Origin of the sequence: Pseudomonas sp. RIT-PI-a (assembly GCF_001187875.1) — a bacterium.
GTDB classification, from domain to species: Bacteria; Pseudomonadota; Gammaproteobacteria; order Pseudomonadales; family Pseudomonadaceae; genus Aquipseudomonas; species Aquipseudomonas coleopterorum.
Genome location: NZ_LGIR01000033.1, coordinates 173,689 through 198,366, shown reverse-complemented (window position 1 = coordinate 198,366; position 24,678 = coordinate 173,689). Strand labels below are relative to the sequence as shown.

At 62.9% G+C, this 24,678-nt stretch carries 22 protein-coding genes and 1 tRNA gene; 13 read left to right on the top strand and 10 right to left on the bottom strand.

The features are described from left to right. Positions 1-77: 77 nt before the first annotated feature. Positions 78-728: a response regulator transcription factor ErdR gene (erdR, locus tag AC788_RS19845; protein ID WP_049862258.1), complete on the top strand. Its 651-nt coding sequence runs from the start codon at positions 78-80 to the stop codon at positions 726-728. 70 nt (positions 729-798) lie between these two features. Next, the gene (locus tag AC788_RS19840; protein WP_049862257.1) at positions 799-1,161 is read left to right on the top strand and encodes a diacylglycerol kinase; all 363 of its coding nucleotides are present in this window, start codon (positions 799-801) and stop codon (positions 1,159-1,161) included. A 13-nt stretch (positions 1,162-1,174) separates the two neighbouring features. Here AC788_RS19840 and AC788_RS19835 read toward each other — a convergent pair whose 3' ends face one another. Continuing rightward, positions 1,175-2,101 carry a LysR family transcriptional regulator gene (locus AC788_RS19835; protein WP_049862255.1) on the bottom strand — a complete coding sequence of 309 codons (927 nt, stop codon included), beginning with the start codon at positions 2,099-2,101 and terminating at the stop codon, positions 1,175-1,177. A gap of 118 nt (positions 2,102-2,219) precedes the next feature. Here AC788_RS19835 and fpr point away from each other — a divergent pair, with 118 nt between their 5' ends. Continuing rightward, complete coding sequence (fpr, locus tag AC788_RS19830) at positions 2,220-2,999, top strand: ferredoxin-NADP reductase (RefSeq protein ID WP_002554680.1); 780 nt, start codon at positions 2,220-2,222, stop codon at positions 2,997-2,999. Between the two features lie 64 nt (positions 3,000-3,063). Here fpr and tsaA read toward each other — a convergent pair whose 3' ends face one another. From tsaA to rimO, 4 genes are all read right to left on the bottom strand, one after another. Continuing rightward, positions 3,064-3,756, bottom strand: coding sequence for a tRNA (N6-threonylcarbamoyladenosine(37)-N6)-methyltransferase TrmO (gene tsaA / locus AC788_RS19825; RefSeq protein WP_049862254.1), 693 nt, complete (start codon positions 3,754-3,756; stop codon positions 3,064-3,066). 5 nt (positions 3,757-3,761) lie between these two features. Further along, positions 3,762-4,223, bottom strand: coding sequence for a DUF1456 family protein (locus AC788_RS19820; protein WP_049862253.1), 462 nt, complete (start codon positions 4,221-4,223; stop codon positions 3,762-3,764). A 55-nt stretch (positions 4,224-4,278) separates the two neighbouring features. After that, positions 4,279-4,989, bottom strand: a complete 711-nt coding sequence (locus tag AC788_RS19815; RefSeq protein WP_049862252.1) for an rRNA pseudouridine synthase — start codon at positions 4,987-4,989, stop codon at positions 4,279-4,281. Between the two features lie 152 nt (positions 4,990-5,141). Then, positions 5,142-6,479, bottom strand: a complete 1,338-nt coding sequence (gene rimO / locus AC788_RS19810; protein ID WP_049862251.1) for a 30S ribosomal protein S12 methylthiotransferase RimO — start codon at positions 6,477-6,479, stop codon at positions 5,142-5,144. 196 nt (positions 6,480-6,675) lie between these two features. On the opposite strand from rimO, the gene AC788_RS19805 reads away from it, so the two are divergent. Continuing rightward, positions 6,676-8,574, top strand: a complete 1,899-nt coding sequence (locus tag AC788_RS19805) for a potassium transporter Kup (RefSeq protein ID WP_049862250.1) — start codon at positions 6,676-6,678, stop codon at positions 8,572-8,574. Positions 8,575-8,715: 141 nt separating this feature from the next. Here AC788_RS19805 and AC788_RS19800 read toward each other — a convergent pair whose 3' ends face one another. The 4 genes from AC788_RS19800 to rne all read right to left on the bottom strand — a co-directional run bounded on the left by AC788_RS19800 (position 8,716) and on the right by rne (position 16,524). Next, positions 8,716-9,996, bottom strand: a complete 1,281-nt coding sequence (locus AC788_RS19800; RefSeq protein WP_049862249.1) for a virulence factor family protein — start codon at positions 9,994-9,996, stop codon at positions 8,716-8,718. Then, a complete protein-coding gene (gene mprF / locus AC788_RS19795) occupies positions 9,996-12,650 on the bottom strand; it encodes a bifunctional lysylphosphatidylglycerol flippase/synthetase MprF (protein ID WP_049862248.1) in 2,655 nt (884 codons plus the stop codon). Before mprF ends, AC788_RS19800 begins: the two co-directional genes overlap by 1 nt. Before the next feature lie 234 nt (positions 12,651-12,884). Beyond that, positions 12,885-12,961 (bottom strand) — tRNA-Met (locus tag AC788_RS19790). Positions 12,962-13,104: 143 nt separating this feature from the next. Then, positions 13,105-16,524 (bottom strand): ribonuclease E, encoded by a 3,420-nt coding sequence (gene rne, locus AC788_RS19785; RefSeq protein WP_082223730.1) that lies wholly within the window; start codon positions 16,522-16,524, stop codon positions 13,105-13,107. A gap of 734 nt (positions 16,525-17,258) precedes the next feature. Here rne and rluC point away from each other — a divergent pair. Genes rluC through AC788_RS19770 form a run of 3 tightly spaced genes read left to right on the top strand, consistent with a single transcriptional unit; the run spans position 17,259 to position 19,894 of the window. Continuing rightward, complete coding sequence (gene rluC, locus AC788_RS19780) at positions 17,259-18,215, top strand: 23S rRNA pseudouridine(955/2504/2580) synthase RluC (RefSeq protein ID WP_049862372.1); 957 nt, start codon at positions 17,259-17,261, stop codon at positions 18,213-18,215. Beyond that, positions 18,205-18,885: an HAD-IIIA family hydrolase gene (locus tag AC788_RS19775; protein ID WP_049862246.1), complete on the top strand. Its 681-nt coding sequence runs from the start codon at positions 18,205-18,207 to the stop codon at positions 18,883-18,885. Before rluC ends, AC788_RS19775 begins: the two co-directional genes overlap by 11 nt. A gap of 10 nt (positions 18,886-18,895) precedes the next feature. After that, on the top strand, positions 18,896-19,894 hold the full coding sequence (locus tag AC788_RS19770; RefSeq protein WP_049862245.1) for a S49 family peptidase: 999 nt from the start codon (positions 18,896-18,898) through the stop codon (positions 19,892-19,894). Between the two features lie 74 nt (positions 19,895-19,968). Here the strand turns inward: AC788_RS19770 and AC788_RS19765 are convergent, their stop codons facing one another. Then, a complete protein-coding gene (locus tag AC788_RS19765; RefSeq protein WP_049862244.1) occupies positions 19,969-20,547 on the bottom strand; it encodes a Maf family protein in 579 nt (192 codons plus the stop codon). 94 nt (positions 20,548-20,641) lie between these two features. Here AC788_RS19765 and AC788_RS19760 point away from each other — a divergent pair, with 94 nt between their 5' ends. From AC788_RS19760 to acpP, 6 genes are all read left to right on the top strand, one after another. After that, a complete protein-coding gene (locus AC788_RS19760; protein ID WP_049862243.1) occupies positions 20,642-21,169 on the top strand; it encodes a YceD family protein in 528 nt (175 codons plus the stop codon). Positions 21,170-21,182: 13 nt separating this feature from the next. Beyond that, positions 21,183-21,365, top strand: a complete 183-nt coding sequence (gene rpmF / locus AC788_RS19755) for a 50S ribosomal protein L32 (RefSeq protein WP_003179396.1) — start codon at positions 21,183-21,185, stop codon at positions 21,363-21,365. Between the two features lie 3 nt (positions 21,366-21,368). After that, positions 21,369-22,379, top strand: coding sequence for a phosphate acyltransferase PlsX (plsX, locus tag AC788_RS19750; RefSeq protein ID WP_082223729.1), 1,011 nt, complete (start codon positions 21,369-21,371; stop codon positions 22,377-22,379). 129 nt (positions 22,380-22,508) lie between these two features. After that, the gene (fabD, locus tag AC788_RS19745) at positions 22,509-23,447 is read left to right on the top strand and encodes an ACP S-malonyltransferase (protein ID WP_049862241.1); all 939 of its coding nucleotides are present in this window, start codon (positions 22,509-22,511) and stop codon (positions 23,445-23,447) included. Positions 23,448-23,462: 15 nt separating this feature from the next. Beyond that, complete coding sequence (fabG, locus tag AC788_RS19740; RefSeq protein WP_049862240.1) at positions 23,463-24,203, top strand: 3-oxoacyl-ACP reductase FabG; 741 nt, start codon at positions 23,463-23,465, stop codon at positions 24,201-24,203. A 197-nt stretch (positions 24,204-24,400) separates the two neighbouring features. Beyond that, a complete protein-coding gene (gene acpP, locus AC788_RS19735) occupies positions 24,401-24,637 on the top strand; it encodes an acyl carrier protein (protein ID WP_049862239.1) in 237 nt (78 codons plus the stop codon). Positions 24,638-24,678: the final 41 nt, after the last annotated feature.

Genomic DNA, 24,678 nt, shown 5'->3' with positions numbered 1-24,678 from the left:
TGAGCGGGGTCGGCATTCTTGGCGCCGAATCGGGCGGTACTGTCCGAGCGGCTTCATTTCCTGGAATCCTGTGATCAATGGCCACTTACGAAATCCTGATCGCCGACGACCATCCTCTGTTCCGCAGTGCGCTGCACCAGGCCTTGACCATGGGACTGGGCGCGGACGTGCGTCTGGTCGAGGTGGCGAGCATTGCCGAGCTCGAGGGGCGTCTCGATGAAAAGGCCGACTGGGACCTGGTGCTGCTGGATCTCAACATGCCAGGCGCCTATGGCTTCTCGGGGCTGGTCTTGCTGCGTGGCCAGTACCCGCAGATCCCGGTGGTGATGGTCTCGGCCCAGGAAGACGCCTGGGTCATGGTGCGCTCGCGTGAATTTGGCGCCAGTGGTTTCATCCCCAAGTCGAGTCCGCTGGAAACCATCCAGGCCGCCGTGCGTGATGTGCTGGATGGGGAGGTGTGGTGGCCGCCGCAGGCGTTCGAGGCGGTTAGCGTCTCCGCTGAAGCCAAGGCCGCCAGCGAAGGACTGGCCAGCTTGACGCCTCAGCAGTTCAGGGTACTCACCATGGTCTGCGAAGGGCTGCTGAACAAGCAGATCGCCTACGAACTCGGCGTGTCGGAAGCCACCATCAAGGCCCACGTGACGGCGATCTTCCGCAAGCTGGGCGTGCGCACTCGCACCCAGGCCGCCTTGCTGTTGCAACAACTGGAGTCCACCTCCGCGAACTGAGCTGTACCGTCACCTCTTTCAATGCCGAACGTTTCAGTGTCGGCCGTTTTCCCTTTCCGGATCGTCGCGCATGTCACCTTTCAAGGGCCAGACCGGCCTCAAACGTATTCTCAACGCCACCGGCTACTCCTTTGACGGCCTGCGCGCCGCGTTCACCGGCGAAGCCGCGTTCCGCCAACTGGTGCTGCTCAGCGTCGTGCTGGTGCCCGTAAGCTTTTTGCTGCAGGTCAGCCGTGTGGAGCGGGCGGTGCTCATTGCCGTGTGCCTGCTGGCGTTGATCGTGGAGCTGCTCAACTCGGCGATCGAGGCGGCCATCGACCGCATCTCGCTGGAGCGTCATCCGTTGTCGAAGAATGCCAAGGACATGGGCAGCGCAGCCCAGTTCGTCGCGCTGACCATGATCGTGCTGGTGTGGGCAGTGATTTTGCTGTAACCGGCGCCTGAGGTCAGGCGATGTCGGGCAGCACGATTTCGTCGCTGCGCTGGGCGCCGGCGGTGAAGGCGCGGCACAGTTCGAGAAACTCGCGCATCGCTGACGTCTGGTATTTGCGTTTGTGCCAGATGAAGTAGAACTGTCGCGCCAGATCCAGTTCGGGCGTGTGCACCGGCACCAGGCTGCCGCGCCGAAAAGCGTCGCGCAAGGCCAGTCGCGAGATGCAGCCGATGCCCAGCCCGGACTCCACGGCACGCTTGATCGCTTCGGTGTGTTCCAGTTCGAGCCGGATGTTGAGTGCCAGGCGATGGTGGCGCATGGCTTGGTCGAAGGTCAGGCGCGTGCCCGAGCCTTGTTCGCGCAGAATCCACGCCTCCTGGGTCAGCAGCGCCAGGCTGGCGCTGGGTACGCGAGCCAATGGGTGACGCGGTGCGCAGAACACCACCAGTTCGTCTTCGACCCAGGGCTGCACCTCGATGTCGGGATGACTGCAGTCGCCTTCGATCAAACCCAGATCGATTTCGTAATGGGCGACTTGCTGGACGATGTTGGCGGTGTTCTGTACGTGCAGCTTCACCTGACTTTCCGGGTGCACCTGCATGAAGCGGCCGATCAGCAAAGTGGCCAGGTAGTTGCCGATGGTCAAGGTCGCGCCCACTGCCAGCGAGCCGAATCCGGACTTGCCGTTGAGCAGGTCTTCGATTTCCTTGGCCTGGTCGAGCAGGGCCACGGCCTGGGGGAGCAATTGATGGCCTAGGGCATTGAGACTCAGGCGCTTGCCGGCGCGGTCGAACAGCTGACAGCTCGATTGCCGCTCAAGCTCGGTGATGGAGGTGCTGGTCGCCGACTGCGACAGCGACAGCAGGTTGGCAGCGCGCGACACGCTTTCCTGCTGGGCCACGGTGACGAAGACTTGCAATTGGCGGAGTGTGAATCGCATATCTATATAACCGATTACCCATATCTCAATAATCCATTTAACAGATATTGTTCATCCCCGTAAACTACTGCGCACTCGCGCCCCTGTCAGGCGTACGCTTTTTCTAGGAGCCCCGTACATGAGCAACATGAACCACGAACGTGTACTCAGTGTTCATCACTGGAATGACACCCTGTTTAGCTTCAAGTGCACCCGCGATCCGGGCCTGCGCTTCGAGAACGGGCAGTTCGTGATGATCGGCCTGCAGCAGCCAAACGGCCGCCCGCTTATGCGCGCCTACTCGATCGCCAGCCCGAACTGGGAAGAGCATCTGGAGTTCTTCAGCATCAAGGTGCCTGACGGCCCGCTGACCTCGCAGCTGCAGCACCTCAAGGAAGGCGACGAGATCATCATCAGCAAGAAGCCCACCGGCACCCTGGTCCTCGACGACCTGAAGCCGGGCAAGCACCTCTACCTGCTGAGCACCGGCACTGGCCTGGCGCCATTCATGAGCGTCATCCAGGACCCTGAAACCTATGAGCGCTTCGAGAAGGTCATTCTCTGCCACGGCGTGCGTTACGTGAACGAGGTCGCCTACCGCGAGTTCATCACCGAGCACCTGCCGCAGAACGAGTTCTTCGGTGAAGCCCTGCGCGACAAGCTGATCTACTACCCCACCGTGACGCGCGAGCCGTTCGAGAACGAAGGCCGCCTGACCGACCTGATGCGCAGCGGCAAGCTGTTCAGTGACATCGGCCTGCCGCCGATCAACCCGCAGGACGACCGCGCCATGCTGTGCGGCAGCCCGAGCATGCTCGACGAGACCAGCGAAGTGCTCAACAGCTTCGGCCTGACCGTTTCGCCACGCATGCGTGAGCCGGGTGACTACCTGATCGAGCGCGCCTTCGTCGAGAAGTAAGCGGCTGAATAGCATCCTGAAAAAAACCGCCCTCGGGCGGTTTTTTTGTGGGCTGTGAAAAGGTCTAGGGCAACACCACTTCCAGCACACGAATCAGGTCGGGTTGCGGATAATGCCAACGCACGTCCACATCCCAGAACCGCGCACCGTACTCGCGCTCCGGCGCGGGTTTCTGGTAGGCCGGACGTGGGTCTTGGGCCAGGCACTGTTCGATCAGTTCGACCAAGGGCTGCTGCAGGCGAGCGGCGTGCGTTCGGGCCTGCGCCAGACCGGCCTCCTGCCACTGCACGGCAATGAGCGCTGGCGCGGCGCTGGCGATCGCATTGACGGCGCCAGGCACGTTATCGGCATAGGGTACGTAGGGCTTGATGTCCAGCACGGGCGTGCCGTCCAGCAAATCGATACCGGACAGGTGCAAGCGCGAGCCTTCGATCTTGTCCAGGCGCACCACTGACTGGCCAATGCCGTTGGGCCGATGGGTAGCGCGGGTGGCGAAGACGCCGATCGACTGGTTGCCCCCCAGCCGTGGTGGACGAACCTTCAAGCGTGGCTTGTCTTCCAGGGCCTCATGAAACAGGAACAGCAGCCACACATGGCTGACCTCTTCCAGTCCCTGCACGGCCTCGCCCTGATCGAACGGTGGCAGCAGCTCAAGCACACCGCGCGCGGCCGGCGCCAGTTGGGGCTGGCGCGGGATGGCGAATTTTTCCTTGAAACAGGAGCGGACAAAACCGATGGGTTCGACGCTATAGGCCATGGGGCTTAACCGCGGACTCGCAGGGTCAGGCCCTTGAGGAAGTTGCGCAGCAACTGGTCGCCACAGGGACGGTAGTTGTTGTGACCGAACTTGCGAAACAGGGCGCTCAGCTCGGGCTTGGACACCGGAAAGTCCACCGACTTGAGCACGGCGTGCATGTCGTCTTCCTTGAGCTCGAAGGCCACGCGCAGTTTCTTCAACACGATGTTGTTGGTCACTGGCAGCTCGACCGGCTGGGCCGGGCGGTTTTCGTCACGACCACGGCGATAGATCACCAGGCCATCGAGAAAGTGCGCCAGGACCGCGTCCGGGCAATGCACGAAGCCTTCTTCCTCGTCCTTTTTGGTGTAGGCGATGACGTCGGCCTTGCTGATCTCCAGTCCGCCCAGGGCAGTGATGTCAGCCACCTTGCCATCGCTGATGTCGAGCATGTAGCGCACGCTGCGCAGTACATCGTTGTGAATCATGGTGTAGGTCCTGGTTGAACGACACTGCCCAGGCAGCGCCGGAAAAAGAGAGGGTTCAGAATTTTTCCTTGCTCGTCAGGTAGCGCCACTGGCCCAGCGGCAGCTTGCCCATCGACACCCCACCGACACGGATGCGGCGGATCGAGACAATCGTCAGGCCGACACTGGCGCACAGTTGCTGCAGTACGCCCGGTGCAGGGTTCTTCAGGGCGAAGCGCAGGCGTGTCTCGTTCTGCCAGCTGGCCTTGACCGCCGGCAGTGCCTTGCCTTTGTACAGCGCGCCGTGATTGAGGCGATTGAGGCCGTGGGGGCTCATTTCGCCCGTCACTTCCACGACGTATTCCTGCTCGATCTTGGCCGCGTCGGCGGTCAGCTTGCGCAGGGTCTTCCAGTCCTGGGTGAAAATCTGCAGGCCACTGGCGTTAGCCGGCAACTCGGCCGCGCAGCTCAGGCGCAGGAAGTGGCCCTTGAGCGGGCGTTTGCCGAAGGTGTGCTCGCCGGACAAGGTCTGCGCGTCAAGGGTGGCCAGCGCCTCTTCGGCACTCTGTCCCGGCGCCTGGTGCAGCAACAGGGTGACCGGTTCCGGCGCTTCGGCCTTGGCCTGCGGGTCGAGCTCGACCTTCTGCGTGTCCACCTTGAACTGCGGTTCGTCGACCACCACGCCGTCAACGGACACCCAGCCGCCTTCGATGAAGAGTTCAGCCTCGCGGCGGGAACACCCGACCAGTTCGATGAGGCGTTTGGAGAGACGAATGGGTTCAGACATGACTGCGGCCGTAGCTGGGAAAGGGCGCTAGTGTAACTGTCTGGCGGCGGTTAAGCCCGCGCAGATTACCCAGCGACCGGCAACGGGAGTGGGCGCGACGGCGAACCGGTTCGGTCGCCGCCTGCTTGCACGGTGGGTCAGAGCGCCTGGAGTCAGGCCAGTTCGGCCCACAAATCGTATTCGTCGGCGTCGACGATGGTGCACCAGACCTTGTCGCCCGGCTTGAGGTGAGTGGCATCGTCGATGAATACGTTACCGTCGATTTCCGGCGCATCGAAGAAGCAGCGACCCACGGCGCCCTGTTCCTCGACCTCATCGATCAGCACTTCCACACGCTTGCCGATGCGCATCTGCAGGCGTGCCGCACTGATCGCCTGCTGGTGCGCCATGAAGCGGTCCCAACGGTCCTGCTTCACGTCGTCCGCAACGATGTCGGCGTCCAGCAGGTTGGCCGGCGCGCCTTCGACCGGCGAGTACTGGAAGCAGCCGACGCGGTCCAGCTGGGCCTCGCTCAGCCAGTCCAGCAGGTACTGGAAGTCTTCTTCGGTCTCGCCTGGGAAGCCGACGATGAAGGTCGAACGGATGATCAGATCCGGGCACTGCTCGCGCCACTTCTTGATGCGCGCCAGGGTCTTGTCTTCGAAGGCCGGGCGCTTCATCGCCTTGAGCACTTTCGGGCTGGCGTGCTGGAACGGGATGTCCAGGTACGGCAGGATCTTGCCGGCGGCCATCAGCGGAATGATGTCGTCGACGTTGGGGTAGGGGTACACGTAGTGCAGGCGGACCCAGACGCCCAGGCTGCTCAGCGCTTCGCACAGTTCGAGCATGCGCGTCTTGACCGGGCGACCGTTCCAGAAATCGGTCTTGTACTTGACGTCCACGCCGTAGGCGCTGGTGTCCTGGGAGATGACCAGCACTTCCTTGACCCCGGCCTTGACCAGGCGCTCGGCCTCGCTCAGGACATCGCCCACCGGGCGGCTGACCAGCTTGCCGCGCATCGAGGGAATGATGCAGAAGCTACAGCTGTGGTTGCAGCCTTCGGAAATCTTCAGGTAGGCATAGTGACGCGGCGTGAGCTTGATGCCCTGCGGCGGTACCAGGTCGATCAGCGGGTTGTGGTCCTGACGCGGTGGCACCACTTCGTGCACGGCATTGACCACCTGCTCGTATTGCTGAGGGCCGGTGACCGACAGCACGCTGGGATGCACCTTGCGAATGGCATTCTCTTCGACGCCCATGCAGCCGGTGACGATGACCTTGCCGTTTTCCTTGAGCGCCTCGCCAATCACTTCCAGCGACTCGGCCTTGGCGGTGTCGATGAAGCCACAGGTGTTGACCACCACGACGTCGGCGTCTTCATAGGTCGGTACCACTTGGTAACCTTCCATGCGCAACTGAGTCAGGATGCGCTCGGAATCGACCAGGGCCTTGGGGCAACCCAGCGAGACGAAGCCGACCTTTGGAGCGGCCGACGAAGGAGTGGTGGACATGGCTAACCTCGGTATCGATAGGGCCTCGTGGGCCGCACAGGCGGGCGCTGGGTACGCCTCTGATCAAAAAGTGCGCAATTCTAGCGATGGCGAGGTCTCTTGACCAGCATTATGCGAGGAATTACGACGAGTGCTGCGCTATGCTTCGCCGCGTCGCGCCACATGGCGTTACAAATCAAGGTCGCAGGAGTAGTCGATGGTTCAGGCAAGTAGTGACGGCAATGGTGGGCATTCGACAGCCCGCCCGATCGGCATGCTGGTGGCAGCGGTCGGCGTCGTATATGGCGACATCGGCACCAGTCCGCTGTACACCCTCAAGGAGGTCTTTTCCGGGGGCTACGGCGTACCCATTTCCCACGATGGCGTGCTGGGCATCCTCTCGTTGATCTTCTGGTCGCTGATCTGGGTGGTCTCGATCAAATACATGCTGTTCGTGCTGCGCGCCGACAACCAGGGCGAGGGCGGCATCATGGCCCTGACAGCACTGGCGACCCGTGCCACTTCAGCACTGCCCAGGCTGCGCGCGTTGATGGTGGTGTGCGGATTGGCCGGTGCGGCGCTGTTCTACGGCGACAGCATGATCACTCCGGCCGTCTCGGTGCTTTCGGCGATCGAGGGCATGGAGTTGGCCTTCGATGGCCTGGAGCGCTGGGTTGTGCCCATGGCGCTGGTGGTGCTGGTGGCCTTGTTCCTGATCCAGAAACACGGCACCCAGCGCATCGGCAAGCTGTTCGGGCCGGTGATGGTGATGTGGTTTCTGGTGCTGGGGCTGCTCGGCGCCTATGGCGTGTATCAGCATCCCGAAGTGCTCAAGGCATTGAATCCGGCCTGGGCGGTGCGCTTCTTCATCGTTCATCCCGGCATGGGCGTGGCGATTTTGGGCGCCGTGGTCCTGGCGCTGACCGGCGCCGAAGCGCTGTACGCCGACATGGGCCATTTCGGCCGCAAGCCCATCGCTCGCGCCTGGTTCATCCTGGTATTGCCCGCTCTGGTGCTGAACTACTTCGGTCAGGGTGGCCTGCTGCTGGAAAACCCCGAAGCGGCGCGCAATCCGTTCTTCCTGCTGGCGCCGGGCTGGGCTCTGGTGCCCTTGGTGGCATTGTCCACCCTGGCCACCGTGATCGCTTCGCAGGCAGTGATTTCCGGCGCCTTTTCCCTGACCCAGCAGGCCATTCAGCTGGGCTATATTCCGCGCATGCACATTCAGCACACGTCGAGCAGCGAGCAGGGGCAGATCTACATCGGCGCGGTGAACTGGGCGTTGATGGTCGGCGTGGTGCTGTTGGTGATCGGCTTCGAATCCTCTGGCGCCCTGGCTTCGGCCTACGGTGTGGCGGTCACGGGCACCATGCTGATGACGACCATTCTGGTCTCGGCGGTGATGCTGCTGTTGTGGAAATGGCCGCCGGTGCTGGCGGTGCCGGTGCTGATCGGCTGCCTGCTGGTGGATGGCCTGTTCTTCGCCGCCAACGTGCCGAAGATCATCCAGGGCGGTGCCTTTCCGGTGCTGGCGGGGACCGTGCTGTTCATCCTCATGACCACCTGGAAGCGCGGCAAGCAACTGCTGGTCGAGCGGATCGACGAGGGCGGACTGCCGCTGCCGATCTTCATCGGCAGTATCAGCGTGCAGCCACCGCATCGCGTCCAAGGCACGGCGGTGTTCCTGACCGCGCGCTCCGATGCCGTACCCCATGCGCTGTTGCATAACCTGCTGCACAACCAGGTGCTGCATGAGCAAGTGGTGCTGTTGACGGTGGTCAACGAGGACACGCCGCGGGTGCCAGTGGGCCGTCGATTCGAAGTGCAAAGCTATGGTGAGGGGTTCTTCAGGGTGATTCTGCACTACGGCTTCATGGATGAACCGGACGTACCGGGTGCCTTGGCCCTCTGTGATCTGCCGGACCTGGACTTCAGCCCGATGCGTACCACCTATTTCCTCAGTCGCGAAACGGTGATCCCCTCCAAGCTGGCCGGCATGGCGCGTTGGCGCGAGCAGTTGTTCGCCTTCATGCTGAAGAATGCCAACGGCAACCTGCGCTTCTTCAAGCTGCCAGTGAATCGGGTGATCGAGCTGGGTACGCAGGTGGAAATGTAGGGAGAGGCAGCGGCAGGGCATGCTCATTGCTGACTCGACTCCCCTGCAGGAGCCGGCAGTGCCCGCGAAGAGGCCTCACCTGACCCCCACAAAAAAGCCCCGGCACCTGTTCAGGTCCGGGGCTTTGTTTTTAGAGCAGGATCAGTTCGAGCCGGTACGCTTGTCGATCTGCTGCACCAGGCGCTTGGCCAGCGCCGGGTAGTTCTCGTCGAAGTGATGCCCGCCTGGCAGCTTCATTTTCTCACCCACTGCGGTGGCTTCGGTACAGCCGCTTTCATCGGCCTCTTCCTCGCCGTAAACGCAGACCACCTTGGCGGCCGGCAGCTTGGCCATTTCCGGGCCGGTAGGTGCCTCCTTGCCCGCATTGCCCAGCCATCCCTCGACTTCGATCTCGAAGCTGCCACTGCGCGCGAAGGCCAGCAGGATGATCGCGCTGACGCTGTTCTGTTCCTCGGCGGGCAGGCGGTTGTAGATGGCTGGCAGCACGTCGGCACCGAACGAATAGCCGGTCAGCACGAAGCGCTTCGCGCCCCATTTCTGTCGGTAGTAGTGCATCAACTCGACCAGGTCGTCGGCGCTTTGCTCGGGTGTCTTGTGCTCCCAGTAATAGCGCAGGGTGTCGATCCCTACTGTTGGGTAACCCATGGTCGCCATGTCCCCGGCCACCGCCTTGTCGAGGTCGCGCCAGCCGCCGTCGCCGGAAAGGAACAGGCTGACGGTGTCGTTGCTCTGCGTTGCGGGCACCTCGACCACCGGAATGGCCAGGTGGGTGCCTTCATCGCCGACCAGAATATCGGTGACCTGATTCTTCAGCACTTGCGGCAGCTTCACGTCGTAATCGCTGATGACGGTCTGCGCATTGGGTTGGTCGCGCACGAACGCGGCGCTGGCGTCGTCGGGGTTGTCGTTCCAGGCGACCATCCATTGGCCATGCTCGGCTTTCTTCGGCAACTCCGGTACACAGCCGTCGGGTTTCTCCACGCTCAGATCCACCGACACGGCCTGGGCCTTGTCGTTGTCCTGCGTGGCCAGCCAGCGCCAGGCCAGCGAGGCGCCCGGACCGATCCCCGCCACCAGATCCGGTTTGGCGTCGAGTCGCTCGATGGCGGCATTCAACGCGGCTTGCTGCGCGCTGCAGTCGGTTTCCGGCAGGATCACCTGGACGATGTGCGCGGAGGCGTCCCGGCTCAAGTCCAGCAACTGCTTGTCGGTCAGGGCTTCGGCGGCGGGCAGTGCGATCGCCACCCGGGACTTGGTCCGCGTGCCGGGGACGACATCGCGAGCGTCGCTGCCGTTGCTCAGGCGTTGTGCGCTGAGCTGTGCAGCCGGGACAGGGCGGGTGGCCCACCAGTAGTAGCCGGCAGCTGCCAGCAGCAGTACCACGATCAAGGCGAACAACTTGCGCCAGTAACGTCGAATCATCAGCGTTTCACCAATCCTGTCAGGCCACCTGCAATGAGGGCGGCGGTATCGGCCAGTGCCACCAGCGGATCAAGGCCGGCCGGCACGGCCATGTAGCGAGGCTCCCAGGTAGGCTGGAACTTGTCCTTGAACCGGCGCAGGCCCTGGAAGTTGTACAACTGCTCGCCACGATTGAACACCATCGAGCCAAGGCGCTGGGTCAGGGGAGCACCGCGTCGCGGTTGCAGACCGGACAGCGGCACCATGCCCAGACTGAAGCGCCCGTAGCCGTGTTTCTTGTAGTGCTGGATCAAGCCTACCATCATGAACTCCATGGTCAGCTTGGGCGCCTGGGGATGCGCACGCATCAGGTCCAGGCTGGCCAGCTCCTTGCTGTCGGTTTCCAGCAGGTTGGCGAACGCCACGGGCTTGCCTTCGAAATGGACGATCGCGATGCGGAAATGGTTCAGGTATTCCGGACTGAAGCGGCCCAGGGAAAACCCCTTCTCGCGTACGTTCTTGCCCGTGAGCCACGCATCGGAAATGACTTTGAGCTCTTCCAATGGCGCCTGTCCGGGCTCGTAGATCTCCAGCGACAGACCGTCTCGGGTGCCGCGGTTCCAGGTGTAACGCAGGTCCTTCATTTCCTTGCCCTTGGCTTCCAGATCGAAAGCGTACAAGTCGACCCGGGCTTCTTCGCCCAGCTTGATCGCGGTCAGGCCGATGTCCATGTAGAACGGCAGGTTCTCGGCCCGGACCTGATAGAACACCGGGCGCGCGTGGTGAAAGTCGCAGAGGTCGCGGAACTGCCAGATCATTTCGGCGCGCGGCTGGGTCGGGCCGATGGGGTCGTACAGCGCCACCAGGCTGCGCCCGCGGCGGGCATACATCAGAAAGGCTTCATCCTTGGGGTGGAACAGCAGCGCCTTGTCGCCGGTCAGGGCCAAGCCACCATCGGGCTGATGCGACGCCTTGAGAATGGTCGCGGCGCGCTGCAGTTCCTCGGGTGTGGGCAGATGGATCACCGGGCGCGCGGTGCGCAGCAGCCAGGTCAGCGCAACCACGATCAACAACACTGCGCTGCCCAGGGCCGAACGCAGGCCGCGAGGTGCATCGGCATCCAACGCAAACTGCCACCACAGCTTGGTGCTGTAGGGTACGTCCTGGTAGGCGAAGAACAGCAACCAGATCGATGCACCCACCACGCACACGCTGGCGATCAGGTACAGCGGGGAGAACGGCAACTCCAGCAGTCGGCTGGGCCGGTAGAAGGAGCGCTTGAAGACGGCGAGCAGCAGTGCGGTCATGCACAGCAGCGAGGCCTCTTCCCAGTCGAAGCCCTTGAGCAGCGACAGCACGGCACCCACCAGCAGCAGCACCATGGTCAATACCCACGCGGCCGACAGGCGACGGCGCAACCCCTGTGCCAGCAGCAGGCACAGCACGCCCACCAGACTGGCACCCAGGTGCGAAGCATCGATCAGGCGGTGGGGGATCAGAAAGCCCAGGTCCTGCAGGCGCGTATCGATCTCTGGGGTCGCACCGGAGAACAGCAGCACGACGCCGGACAGGAACACCAGCACCGCCAGGATCGGGGCGGCGAGCCCGGAGGCCACGCGAATGGCCTGCTGGGCGAAGAACAAACGGCGCGCTTCGTTGGCCAGCAGCAGCACGCACGCCACCAGCATCGGCAGCACGACATAGATCAGGCGATACAGCAGCAGCGCCGCAGCCAGGGGCGCGGCGCCCAGGGTGTCGGCGAACGCGGCGCGCAGAATCGCCGCGAAGACCCCGACACCCCCTGGTACGTGGCTGAGCACACCGGCGGCGAGGGCCAGCAGGTAGATCAGCACGAAGGCACCGAACGGCGGAGCCTCGGGCAGCAACAGATAGAGCACGGTGGCGGCTGCCACCACGTCCAGTGCGGTGATGACCAGTTGCAGCAGGGTCAGGCGCGCACTCGGCAAGCGCAGGGTGCGACGTCCGGCACGGACCAGCAGGTTATCGGCCAGCGGCTGCTCGGCAAGACGACGTCGATAGACGCCCAGCACCAGCAGGGCAGTCAGTAGCAGCACGATCGCGGCGATGGTTCCCAGCAGCCCTTGCGAAAGCCCCAGGGCCAGCGAAGCGGCGGGCAGGCTGCTCAGGGTGGCCACGGCGGCAAGCGGCGGCAATGCACAGCCCAGCGAAAGGCTGGCGAACAAGGTCATGCGCGCGACTTCGCCTGCACCTACGCCCAATCGCGAGTACAGCCGGTAACGAACCGAACCGCCGGACAGCATCGACAAGCCGATGGCGTTGCCGATGGCGAATGAGGTAAAGCCGCCCAGGGCCAAGGTGCGTGCCGGGAGAGCCACATTGGCATAGCGGCTGGCGGACCATTCATAGCCCAGCAGAATGATGAAGCCGCAGACCATGGCCAGCAAGGCTCCGCCCAGTGCAGCAGGCGGCGTGGCCAGTACCGAGTCGTGCAGCGCGTAGATGTCCAGTTCGCTGAGCAGATGCCGACAGGCGAGCAGGGCGATGGCAAACAGCAACAGGGTAACGGCCAGCCCCACCGGCTGCCGGTAGCGGCTCAGCAGATCCAGCCAGCGAGCGCGCTCGGGCTTTATCGGGCCGGCGGCAGCGGCAGGTGGGAGTTCCATAGCAGTTGAGTCGGGCAAGTCAGAGCGCATCAATCACCTCTTGGATTGTGCGCAACAGGATGCCGGGATCCCGTCAAAGTACCAATCCCTGTGGAAAAAATAATTCGCGCCATTCTAACGCCTGTGCGCCGTGGGTGACCGGCGCCTGGCCAACTGTAAAGCAATTTTCACATTGCTCGCGCGCAGCCTTCGTTAGGTGGCTATTGGCTTTTTCGAGCGCATACGAAAAAGGCCACCCGTTTATAGAGTGGCCCTTCCGATGTTTGGTTGCGGGAGCCGGATTTGAACCGACGACCTTCGGGTTATGAGCCCGACGAGCTACCAGACTGCTCCATCCCGCGTCTGTGGAGGCGCATTCTACAGATACCTGGCAGGCTGTCAACGCATTAGATGCATTAAGCTTCAAATCAGCCCGGATATCTGAGCGGCAGGCAAGAAAAAGCCCCCGGCGCGTGGGCGGCGGGGGCTGATTCACACGCAGTGATTACACCAGTGGCTTGGGCTCGTCCTGAGTACCTTGCGCGCTGTCAGCAGCGCTCGATACTTCAGTTTCAGGCTTGAGCGCGGCGAGCTTCGCTGCTTCCTCGGCTTCGCGCTTGCGACGACGCACTTCGCGAGGATCGTTGGGCGCACGGCCGTTGCTCGGCAGCACCGGTGCCGGTTCGGCTTCCTTGAGCGGCTCGGGTTGTGCAACCACCACAGGCTCGCTCGCAGGAGCAGGTTCGGCAACCGGCGCGATGACCGGTTCTACCGTCACAGGCTCGACGGCGGCAGGTTCGGCCGCGACTGGTTCGACAGTCGACGGCTCCACAGCAGCAGGTTCGCTGATCTGGTGCAGGGCAGGCTCGGCAGGCAACGAAGGCACTTCTTCGGCGGCTGGCACGGCGCGCGGCTGGAGCGCAGGCTCGTTGACCTGTGCAGGATCGACGACTACCGGTGCGTCAACTTCGACGTCGGCGCCGGGCTGGCTGATCGGCGCAGGGGTGGTGTCGAACGGAGGCGTTACTTCCACCGGTTCGGCGACGTCCTGCTGCACTGGCTCGTGGGTCTCGGCAGGATGGGCTGCTTCGACGACGGGCTGTTGCTCGACCACAGGTGCAGCGCTTTCGTTGGCAGGCGCCGCCCAGGTGTCAGGTGCCGAGACCGTTGCAGGGCGTTCGACTTCGGCAGGGCTGTCCGCCTGGACGGGGATAGCAACCGGCGTCTCGACGGCGGCTTCGGCAGTCGGCGCGGTGGCGACGATTTCCGGCGCAGCCAGGCTTTCGCCTTCAGCGTCGGCTTCCTGGGCAGCGGCAGGTTGCACGCTGCGATTGGCCTGTTCGGCCTGTTCGTGGGCCTGGGCTTCGGCAGAAGCGCTGATGGCGTTTTCCGCGACTGCGGCTGTGACGGCAACGCTGGCGGCCAGGGCTGCACCGTTGGACTCGCCTTGGGTAGTCGACTCGTTGGACTCTTCCGAGCCTTCGATCACGTCACCGTTGGCATCGCGTTGACGTTCGCGACGGTTGCTGCGGCGACGCTGACCACGGGAGCGGCGACGCGGACGATCGCCGTCGTTGCCTTCCTGGTTGTCGTCCTGCAGCAGCTCTTCGTTGTTCAGCACGTCTTCGGCAGTGTCGGCGTCGGTTTCGGATGCCTGTTCCGGATGCGCTGCGCGTTCTTCGCGGGCGACGCGAGGCTGGCGTTCTTCACGGGCCGGACGTTCCTCGCGTGGTGCGCGTTCTTCACGGGCCGGGCGCTCTTCACGTGGTGCACGTTCCTCACGAGGAGCGCGCTCTTCGCGGGTCACGCGCTCTTCACGTGGAGCACGCTCTTCGCGGGCTGGGCGTTCTTCGCGAGCGGTCGGTGCGTCCAGAGGCTCGCGCAGTTCACGTACCCGTGGTGCGTCGTCGCCACCGTTGCGTGGGCGGCGGTCTTCACGCGGAGCGCGCGGCTGGCGTTCCTCGCGAGGCGCGCGGGCAGGGCGTTCTTCACGTGCGGCGGGTGCGTCTTCGCGGGCGGCGCGGTCTTCACGCGGTGCGCGATCTTCACGCGGCTTGCGTTCTTCGTCGCGGCGATTGCTGCTGCGGTTGCGGCTCTGCTGACGACCGTTGCGACGCTCTTCGCGCGCCGGGCGCTCGGGGGCGGTGGCGGCAGGCTTCTCGACGACCACCGGAGCGGCAGGCGTTTCCTTGGTGGCGAACAGGCTGACCAGGGACTTGACCAGACCCTTGAACAGGCTTGGTTCGGCGATCTGGGGAGCAGGCGCCGGCGTCGGTGCTGCAGCAGCCACCGGGGCAGCTTCTTCCGCGGAAACGGGGGCAGCGGTGCGGGTCGGCGCGGTTTTCACCGCCGCTTCCTGACGAACCAGGGTGCGAGTGGCAGCGGCTGGCTGGACCTCTTCGACTTCAGCGGCAGCAGCGGCGATTTCGTAGCTGGACTGGCCGCTGTGGGCTTCCGGACTGTCATCACGCAGGCGCTGCACTTCGAAGTGCGGCGTTTCCAGGTGATCGTTCGGAAGGATCACGATGCGGGCGCGGGTGCGCAGTTCGATCTTGGTGATCGAATTGCGTTTTTCGTTGAGCAGGAAGGCAGCGACTGGAATCGGCACCTGGGCGCGGACTTCGGCAGTGCGGTCCTTCAGGGCTTCTTCTTCGATCAGGCGCAGGATGGCCAGCGACAGCGATTCGACGTCACGGATGATCCCGGTGCCGCTGCAGCGTGGGCAGACGATGCCGCTGCTTTCGCCCAGCGAAGGGCGCAGGCGTTGACGGGACATTTCCAGCAGGCCGAAGCGGGAGATACGACCCACCTGGACACGGGCGCGGTCGGCTTCCAGTGATTCGCGGACCTTGTCTTCCACGGCGCGCTGGTTCTTGGCCGGGGTCATGTCGATGAAGTCGATGACGATCAGGCCGCCGATGTCGCGCAAGCGCAGCTGACGAGCGATCTCTTCGGCGGCTTCGAGGTTGGTCTGCAGGGCGGTTTCTTCGATGTCGCTGCCCTTGGTGGCGCGCGCCGAGTTGATGTCGATGGACACCAGTGCTTCGGTCGGGTCGATGACGATCGAGCCACCGGAAGGCAGTTCGACCACGCGCTGGAAGGCGGTTTCGATCTGGCTTTCGATCTGGAAGCGGTTGAACAGGGGGACGCTGTCTTCGTACAGCTTGATCTTGCTGGCGTACTGCGGCATCACCTGGCGGATGAAGGTCAGGGCTTCGTCCTGGGCTTCGACGCTGTCGATCAGCACTTCGCCGATGTCCTGGCGCAGGTAGTCGCGGATGGCGCGGATGATGACGTTGCTTTCCTGATAGATCAGGAATGGCGCGGAGCGGTCCAGGGAGGCTTCCTTGATCGCGGTCCACAGTTGCAGCAGGTAGTCCAGGTCCCATTGCATCTCTTCGCTGCTGCGGCCCAGGCCGGCAGTGCGGACGATCAGGCCCATGTCGGCCGGAGCCACCAGGCCATTGAGTGCTTCGCGCAGCTCGTTGCGCTCTTCGCCTTCGATGCGACGGGAGATGCCGCCGGCCCGTGGGTTGTTGGGCATCAGCACCAGGTAACGACCGGCCAGGCTGATGAACGTGGTCAGGGCTGCGCCCTTGTTGCCGCGCTCTTCCTTCTCGACCTGGACGATGACTTCCTGGCCTTCGCTCAGGACTTCCTTGATGTTGACGCGGCCTTCAGGGTTTTTCTTGAAGTATTCGCGGGAGATTTCCTTGAGGGGCAGGAAGCCGTGGCGTTCCGAGCCGAAGTCGACGAAGGCGGCCTCAAGGCTGGGTTCGATGCGAGTGATGCGGCCTTTATAGATGTTGGCCTTCTTCTGCTCGCGGGCGCCGGACTCGATGTCCAGGTCGTAGAGGCGCTGGCCGTCTACCAGGGCAACACGCAACTCTTCGGGTTGAGTTGCGTTAATCAGCATTCTTTTCATGTAGTACCGTCGGTTTCCGGGCTGCCGGAAACGGCGTTCGGCACACACGACTTCTCACGGTCGGTGTCAGGTGCGTCAACAGGGCCTAGGCCACTGCAGTGTCCAGCGATATCTGCCCAACAGGGGCGGAACCGCGACGACGCGTCCTGCTTGCTGTGGTGTCAAAAGCACTCAGTCAGGAGGAGGAATCAATCGTCTGGCGTGGACGCCCTTGAGCGTCTTGTTCAAGACCGGCATGGCAGAAGTGCCTGAGGCTGCTTCCTGCCGTGACGCGGTACTACACGGTCCGACGGTTGTGCATCTCCACCCTACACGTATCCCTGATAATTCGGGTGCTGCCGTGCGCTGAATCCGCAACGGGTTGGCAATATCGCGAACTTCAATTCGTAAAGTTCGCCCTGTATGACTAAGGCGTTGGGTTTCCGAAGCTTGTGCCTGAACTGGGTGAGAGCGACTGCGAAGCGGGAGTGGCGTCGAACAAAGGCAGGAAGGTGTCCGGTATGCCGGGGTTCCTGGGCTTTCATCGGCCTTCTCGCACCTGCGCGGGCGTTGCCCTCAAATACTCCGTAACTGGCAAAAGCCCCGTAGGACGGCCTCGCGTCCTCGAGAATTGCGTTGGTCAGGGCTGGTTCATAACCGCTTGTCCGCTGCCCAGCCGCTTATGGCGGCGTTCGCGACTATAGCAGCAATCATTAAGTGCTTCAAATCCATAAAAAATTGTTATGATCGCGGCCATGACGACTACTACTCCCCCAACCTCCGGCGTTCAGCTGATCGAGGTTGCGCCGGAACTTGCCGGCCAACGCATAGACAACTTCCTCATCACGGCGCTCAAGGGCGTGCCCAAAACCTTGATCTATCGCATCCTGCGCAAGGGCGAAGTGCGAGTGAACAAAGGGCGCATCAAGCCGGAATACAAGCTGCAGGCTGGCGACATCGTGCGCGTGCCGCCGGTGCGCCTGCCCGAGCGCGACGCGCCGGTGCCGGTGGCGCAAGGGCTGCTGCAGCGTCTCGAGGACGCCATCGTCTACGAAGACAAGGCGCTGATCGTGCTGAACAAGCCGGCAGGCATTGCCGTGCACGGCGGCAGTGGCCTGAGCTTCGGTGTGATCGAAGCCTTTCGCCAGTTGCGTCCCGATGCCAAGGAGCTCGAGCTGGTGCATCGCCTGGACCGGGACACCTCCGGCCTGTTGATGATCGCCAAGAAGCGCAGCATGCTGCGCCACCTGCACGCTGCGCTGCGTGGCGACGGTGTCGACAAACGCTACATGGCCCTGGTACGAGGGCATTGGGCGACTGCCAAGAAACAGGTCAATGCGCCTTTGCTCAAGAGCAACCTGCGCTCCGGCGAGCGCATGGTCGAGATCAACGAAGAAGGCAAGGAAGCGCTGACCCTGTTCAAGGTGCTGCGTCGCTTCGGCGACTTCGCGACCATCGTCGAAGCACGCCCCATCACCGGGCGCACCCATCAGATCCGTGTGCATGCCCTGCACGCCGGTCACGAGATCGCGGGCGATACCAAGTACGGCGACGAGAACTTTTCCAAGGAGATTCGCGACCTGGGCGGCAAGCGGCTGTTCCTGCATGCCTACGCGCTGACCGTGCCGCTGCCCGATGGCGGCGAGCTGAAGGTCGAGGCACCGGTCGACGAGGTCTGGGCCAAGACCGTGGAGCGACTGAGTGCAAGCTGATTACAAACTGCTGATTTTCGACTGGGATGGCACCCTGTGCGACTCCATCGGCCGGATCGTCGAGGCCATGCACGCCGCAGCGGCGGCATCGGGGTATCCGCCCTGCAGTGACGAGGCGGTCAAGGGCATCATCGGCCTGGCCTTGCCGGAAGCCATCAGCGTGTTGTATCCCCAGCTCGACGACGTACAGGTGATGGCTATGCGCGATCACTATGCCGATGCCTACATGGCCCTGGACGCTAGTCCTTCCTTGTTGTATCCCGGGGTCCGCGAGGCCTTGCTCGGGTTTCGCGAGCAGGGTTACCGCCTTGCGGTGGCCACCGGCAAGGCGCGCCGAGGGCTGGACCGTGTGCTCAAGGCCCACGGCTGGGAGGACTTTTTCGACATCACCCGGGCGGCCGATGAAACCCGCGGCAAACCCCATCCTCTGATGCTTGAGCAGATCATGAGCCATTGTGAGGTGGGGCCTGAGCGTTCGCTGATGGTCGGCGATGCCTCGTTCGATCTATTGATGGCCCGCAATGCCGGCATGCACAGCGTCGCAGTGGGTTATGGCGCCTTGCCGCTGGACGTGCTGCGGCAATACGAGCCGCAGCTGTGTATCGAGTCGTTCGATCAACTGCCGCAGTGGCTGGACAGTCGCCGCGCCGGTGCGCGTGGCCTTGCATAAGGAGTAGAAAATGTCTGACCAATGGAAAGCGCCGCGCAGCGAAGAAGACAGCGCCCCGATCGGCGACGAGAAAAGCTGGCGATTGCTGGAAAAGACTCTGCTGGCCAGTGTTCAGGAGCAGCGCCGCGCACGTCGATGGGGCATATTCTTCAAGTTCTTGACCTTTATTTACCTGTTCGGCGCGATCTTGCTGTTTTCGCCGTTGCTGGACATGGAAAAGGCCGCCACCAGTGGTGCATCCGGGTACACCGCCGTGATCGACGTACGCGGCGTGATTGCCGACAAGGAAGCGGCGAGCGCGGACAACATCGTCGGCAGCCTGCGCAGCGCCTTCGAAGACACCAAGGTGAAAGGCGTGATCCTGCGCATTAACAGCCCTGGCGGCAGCCCGGTGCAATCCGGCTACGTATATGACGAGATCCGTCGCCTGCGCGGTGAGCACCCGGACATCAAGGTCTATGCAGTGATCGCCGACCTGGGCGCCTCCGGGGCCTATTACATTGCCAGCGCGGCTGATCAGATCTATGCGGACAAATCCAGCCTGGTCGGCTCCATCGGCGTGACTGCGGCGGGCTACGGCTTCGTCGGCACCATGGAAAAACTGGGCGTGGAGCGACGCGCCTATACCTCGGGTGAGCACAAGGCCTTTCTGGATCCGTTCCAGCCACAGCGCGCCGATGAGACCGAGTTCTGGAAGGGCGTTCTGGCCACGACCCATCGGCAGTTCATCGACAGCGTGAAGGCCGGGCGTGGCGATCGACTCAAGGACAAGGAGCATCCGGAGCTGTTTTCCGGGCTGATCTGGTCGGGCGAGCAGGCGCTGCAGCTGGGCCTGGTCGATGCCTTGGGCAGTAGCAGTATGGTTGCCCGTGACGTGATCGGCGCCAAGGATATGGTCGACTTCACCGTGAAGGAGTCGCCGCTGGACCGTTTCTCGAAAAAGCTGGGTGCCAGCGTTGCCGATCAGATCGCCATGTGGATGGGGTTCCAGGGGCCGAGTCTGCGCTGAGGTTGTGCGGTGCGGTCAAGGGCCCTTTCGCGGGCCCTCTGCCCGCTAAGGCGATCGTGATCGCCCTGCAGGACTCAAGTGATTTGCACACCTTCTTTGAGCAGCATGTCCACCAGGCGGATCAGCGGCAGGCCGACCAGGCTGGTGGCGTCCGGGCCTTCGGTGCTCTGGAACAGGCTCACGCCCAGCCCTTCGGCCTTGAAGCTGCCGGCGCAGTCATAGGGCTTTTCCGCCAGCAGGTAGCGCTCGATGGCTACGGTCGAGAGCCGGCGCATGTTCACTGTGAACGGCACCACATCGACCTGACACTCGCCGCTGTCCACATTCAATAGCGCCAGACCGGTGAGAAACGTGACGGATGCACCGCTGGCCGCGATCAACTGTTCGCGCGCACGCTCGAAATCCAGCGGCTTGCCCAGAATTCTCTCGCCCAACACTGCGACCTGATCCGAACCAATGATCAGATGCCCGGGGTGGGCGGCCGACAGTGCCCTGGCCTTCTGTTCAGCCAGGCGCTTGACCAGGGCGCACGCCGGCTCGTCTGGCAGGTGGCTTTCATCGATATCAGGCGAGGCGCAGGTGAACGGCAGACGCAGCCGCGACAGCAGTTCGCGGCGGTAGGGCGAGCTGGAAGCAAGTAGCAGGGCGGGCATGGCAGGCTCCTGTGGATGAACGGCCACTCTATCACGCACCCAGGCCCGAATTTCCTTTGACAGGCGAGGGGGGCGTCCCTAGAATGCTGCGCCTATGTTGAATGAACCGATTCCACCTCACGTTGACCCGCGCAAATTGGCAGATCGTGGCGTAACCCTTGAAGGTTCGCTGCAGTTGGCCGATTTGGAGAGACTCTGCGACCCGCTTTCCGACAACGTCGGTACGGTGCAGGCCAAATTCATCTTCGAACGAGACGAACGCAAGGCCGTGGTCATCCACAGCTGCCTGGACGTCGAAGTCAAGATGGTTTGCCAGCGTTGTCTTGAGCTGGTAACCCTGCCGATCCACAGCGAATGCAGTTACGCCGTGGTGAAGGAGGGTGCGAACACCCAGTCGTTACCGAAAGGTTATGACGTGCTGGAACTGGGCGAAGATCCATTGGATCTGCAGGCGCTGGTCGAGGAGGAGCTGTTGCTCGCCTTGCCCATCGTGCCTGCTCATCATCCGGAAGAATGCCAGCAGCCGGCGGGAGCAGATGATCCCGATCCGAGCGAGGACGAGGTAACGCGGTCCAACCCGTTCAGTGTATTGGCGCAGTTAAAGCGTGACCCAAACGTTTAGGAGTTAATCAATTATGGCTGTTCAGCAGAACAAAAAATCCCGCTCTGCCCGTGACATGCGCCGTTCGCACGACGCACTCGAGGCAAGCACCCTGTCGGTCGAAAAGACCACCGGTGAAGTGCACCTGCGTCACCACGTATCGCCAGAAGGCGTATACCGTGGCCGTAAAGTGATCGACAAGGGCGCTGACGAGTAAATCTTGTCCGCTCAGTCCGTCGCGATTGATGCAATGGGCGGGGACTTCGGTCCCCGCAGCATTGTTCAGGCCAGCCTTGCCTGCCTGTCCGCTACGCCCTCGCTGCACCTGACCCTCGTCGGTCACCCTCAACTCCTTGAAGAACTGATTGCCAGCCAGCCGGCGGTGGATCGCTCACGCCTGCACGTCGCTGCCGCCAGCGAAGTGGTCGGCATGGACGAGCGCCCGTCACAGGCGTTGCGCGGCAAGCCCGATTCCTCGATGCGGGTGGCGCTGCAGTTGCTGCGCGACGAGCAGGTTCAGGCCGTGGTCAGCGCGGGCAATACCGGGGCCTTGATGGCGCTGTCCAGGCACCTGCTCAAGACCTTGCCCGGTATCGACCGCCCCGCGATGATGGCCGCCATCCCCACGCGGGGAGGCTACTGCCAGCTGCTCGATCTGGGCGCCAATGTCGATTGCAGCGCCGAGCATCTGTATCAGTTCGCTGTGATGGGGTCGGTGGCCGCTCAAGCGCTGGGTGTCGAACGGCCACGGGTGGCGCTGCTCAACGTCGGTACCGAGGACATCAAGGGCAACCAGCAGGTCAAGCTGGCGGCAAGTCTGCTGCGCAAGGCGCAGGGCTTGAACTACACCGGCTTCATCGAAGGCGACGGTGTGTTCCGAGGCGAGGCCGATGTGGTGGTGTGCGACGGTTTCGTTGGCAACATCCTGCTCAAGTCCAACGAGGGGCTGGCCGGGATGTTTGCCGAACGCGTTCAGGCGTTGTTTCAAAGCAGCCTGATGGCGCGGGCCGTGGGCGCCCTGGCCATGCCGCTGCTCAAGCGCTTGCAGGCCGATCTGGCGCCGGCGCGCTACAACGGTGCCAGTTTCCTCGGCCTGCAGGGTATCGTGGTCAAGAGCCACGGCGCCGCGGGCGTGGAGGGCTTGCAGTGCGCGATAGACCGTGCACGCGACGAGATTCGTGAAAACCTGCCCCAGCGCCTGCACGGGCGGTTGGCGCAGATGCTGCTTTAGGCATGCCTGGCCCCCAGTGCTTGAATGTGACCACGAGCGGGCATAGGTTATCCAACTCTGAGTTCAGCGCGCCGGGTACGCTTCCGGCGTCGAAATTTTCGGCAACAAGATCACACAAGGGCTTGTTCAATGTCTGCATCCCTCGCATTCGTTTTCCCGGGGCAAGGTTCCCAGTCGCTCGGCATGCTGGCCGAACTGGGCGCACAGTACCCTCTGGTCATGGACACCTTCAAGGAGGCGTCCGACGCCCTGGGTTATGACCTCTGGGCGCTGGTCCAGCAAGGCCCGGTCGAAAGCCTCAACCAGACCGACAAGACGCAACCTGCCATCCTCGCTGCCTCCATCGCGCTGTGGCGCCTGTGGCTGGCCGAGGGTGGCGAGCGTCCGGCCTATGTCGCTGGCCACAGCCTGGGCGAATACAGCGCGCTGGTTGCCGCTGGCTGCCTGTCGCTGGCCGATGCGGTCAAGCTGGTGGAGCGTCGTGGCCAACTGATGCAGGAAGCCGTGCCGGCCGGGCAGGGCGCCATGGCGGCCATTCTCGGCCTGGAAGACGCCGATGTGCTGGCTGCCTGCGCCGAAGCTGCGCAGGGTGAAGTCGTCAGTGCAGTCAACTTCAATTCCCCGGGCCAGGTAGTGATTGCCGGTGCCGCACAGGCCGTTGCCCGTGCCATCGAATTGTGCAAGGCCAAGGGCGCCAAGCGCGCCATGCCATTGCCAGTCAGCGTGCCGTCGCACTGTGCGTTGATGAAGCCGGCTGCCGAACGCTTCGCCGAATCGATCAACGCCATCGACTGGCAGACGCCGCAGATCCCGGTCGTACAGAACGTCAGTGCCGGCGTACCGGCCGATCTCGAAACCCTCAAGCGCGACCTGCTCGAGCAGCTGTACAAACCGGTGCGCTGGGTCGAAACCGTGCAGTACCTGGCAGCCCAGGGCGCACCACGTCTGGTCGAGTGCGGTCCGGGCAAGGTCCTGGCTGGCCTGAACAAGCGCTGCGCCGATGGCGTAAGCACCGAAAACCTGAACACCCCCGAAGCTTTCGCTGCCGCTCGCGCGGCGCAAGCCTGATCAAGGAGAACTTGCATGAGCCTGCAAGGTAAAGTTGCACTGGTCACTGGCGCAAGCCGTGGCATTGGCCAGGCGATTGCCCTGGAACTGGGTCGCATGGGCGCCACCGTCATCGGTACCGCCACCTCCGAGAGCGGCGCCGCGCGCATTGCCGCCACGCTCAAGGAGCATGGTATCGAAGGTACCGGCCTGGAACTCAACGTGTGCAGCGACGAATCGGTGGCCGCCACCCTGGCCAAGATTCAGGAGCAGTTCGGCGCGCCGGCGATTCTGGTCAACAACGCCGGTATCACCCGCGACAACCTGATGCTGCGCATGAAAGACGACGAATGGCATGATGTGGTCGATACCAACCTCAACAGCTTGTTCCGCCTGTCCAAGGCCGTACTGCGTGGCATGACCAAGGCACGTTGGGGCCGGATCATCAGCATCGGCTCGGTTGTGGGTGCAATGGGCAACGTCGGCCAAGTAAACTACGCCGCAGCCAAGGCCGGTCTCGAAGGCTTCAGCCGTGCCCTGGCCCGTGAAGTGGGTTCGCGCGCGATCACCGTGAACTCGGTGGCGCCTGGTTTCATCGACACCGACATGACCCGCGAACTGCCTGAAGCGCAGCGTGAATCCCTGCAGGTGCAGATTCCGCTGGGTCGTTTGGGGCAGGCCGACGAAATCGCCAAAGTGGTCGGTTTTCTGGCTTCCGACGGTGCTGCCTACGTGACCGGCGCTACAATTCCGGTGAACGGCGGCATGTACATGTAACGAAAATTGTGACGGATGGCTTCAAAAAAATGTCTTACCCGGCATCCAAAATCCGTTATAAAGCTGCATCCGAATTCTAGGTGGCGGGCTCGCGTAGGGTGGCAGTGACGCTTTCAGTTTGAAAAGCCGAGCTTCTTCTATAAACTTACGTACCGGCCAGCCGCCTGACATATGTCCATTAGGAGTGAAAACAAGGTATGAGCACCATCGAAGAACGCGTCAAGAAGATCGTCGCCGAGCAACTGGGCGTCAAAGCGGAGGAGGTCACCAACTCTTCTTCCTTCGTTGAAGATCTGGGTGCCGATTCCCTGGACACCGTTGAGCTGGTGATGGCTCTGGAAGAGGAATTCGAAACCGAGATTCCTGACGAAGAAGCCGAGAAAATCACCACCGTTCAAGCTGCCATCGATTACGTCACTGCCCACCAGGCGTAACGTTTTGTAATCGCCGTTGCTTGTCATGGAAAAACCGCACT

Bases quoted from the DNA above. Each gene is read 5' to 3' on its own strand.
- erdR (WP_049862258.1), top strand. From the start codon at position 78: ATGGCCACTTACGAAATCCTGATCGCCGACGACCATCCTCTGTTCCGC.
- AC788_RS19840 (WP_049862257.1), top strand. From the start codon at position 799: ATGTCACCTTTCAAGGGCCAGACCGGCCTCAAACGTATTCTCAACGCC.
- AC788_RS19835 (WP_049862255.1), bottom strand. From the start codon at position 2,101: ATGCGATTCACACTCCGCCAATTGCAAGTCTTCGTCACCGTGGCCCAG.
- fpr (WP_002554680.1), top strand. From the start codon at position 2,220: ATGAGCAACATGAACCACGAACGTGTACTCAGTGTTCATCACTGGAAT.
- tsaA (WP_049862254.1), bottom strand. From the start codon at position 3,756: ATGGCCTATAGCGTCGAACCCATCGGTTTTGTCCGCTCCTGTTTCAAG.
- AC788_RS19820 (WP_049862253.1), bottom strand. From the start codon at position 4,223: ATGATTCACAACGATGTACTGCGCAGCGTGCGCTACATGCTCGACATC.
- AC788_RS19815 (WP_049862252.1), bottom strand. From the start codon at position 4,989: ATGTCTGAACCCATTCGTCTCTCCAAACGCCTCATCGAACTGGTCGGG.
- rimO (WP_049862251.1), bottom strand. From the start codon at position 6,479: ATGTCCACCACTCCTTCGTCGGCCGCTCCAAAGGTCGGCTTCGTCTCG.
- AC788_RS19805 (WP_049862250.1), top strand. From the start codon at position 6,676: ATGGTTCAGGCAAGTAGTGACGGCAATGGTGGGCATTCGACAGCCCGC.
- AC788_RS19800 (WP_049862249.1), bottom strand. From the start codon at position 9,996: ATGATTCGACGTTACTGGCGCAAGTTGTTCGCCTTGATCGTGGTACTG.
- mprF (WP_049862248.1), bottom strand. From the start codon at position 12,650: ATGCGCTCTGACTTGCCCGACTCAACTGCTATGGAACTCCCACCTGCC.
- rne (WP_082223730.1), bottom strand. From the start codon at position 16,524: ATGAAAAGAATGCTGATTAACGCAACTCAACCCGAAGAGTTGCGTGTT.
- rluC (WP_049862372.1), top strand. From the start codon at position 17,259: ATGACGACTACTACTCCCCCAACCTCCGGCGTTCAGCTGATCGAGGTT.
- AC788_RS19770 (WP_049862245.1), top strand. From the start codon at position 18,896: ATGTCTGACCAATGGAAAGCGCCGCGCAGCGAAGAAGACAGCGCCCCG.
- AC788_RS19765 (WP_049862244.1), bottom strand. From the start codon at position 20,547: ATGCCCGCCCTGCTACTTGCTTCCAGCTCGCCCTACCGCCGCGAACTG.
- AC788_RS19760 (WP_049862243.1), top strand. From the start codon at position 20,642: ATGTTGAATGAACCGATTCCACCTCACGTTGACCCGCGCAAATTGGCA.
- rpmF (WP_003179396.1), top strand. From the start codon at position 21,183: ATGGCTGTTCAGCAGAACAAAAAATCCCGCTCTGCCCGTGACATGCGC.
- fabD (WP_049862241.1), top strand. From the start codon at position 22,509: ATGTCTGCATCCCTCGCATTCGTTTTCCCGGGGCAAGGTTCCCAGTCG.
- fabG (WP_049862240.1), top strand. From the start codon at position 23,463: ATGAGCCTGCAAGGTAAAGTTGCACTGGTCACTGGCGCAAGCCGTGGC.
- acpP (WP_049862239.1), top strand. From the start codon at position 24,401: ATGAGCACCATCGAAGAACGCGTCAAGAAGATCGTCGCCGAGCAACTG.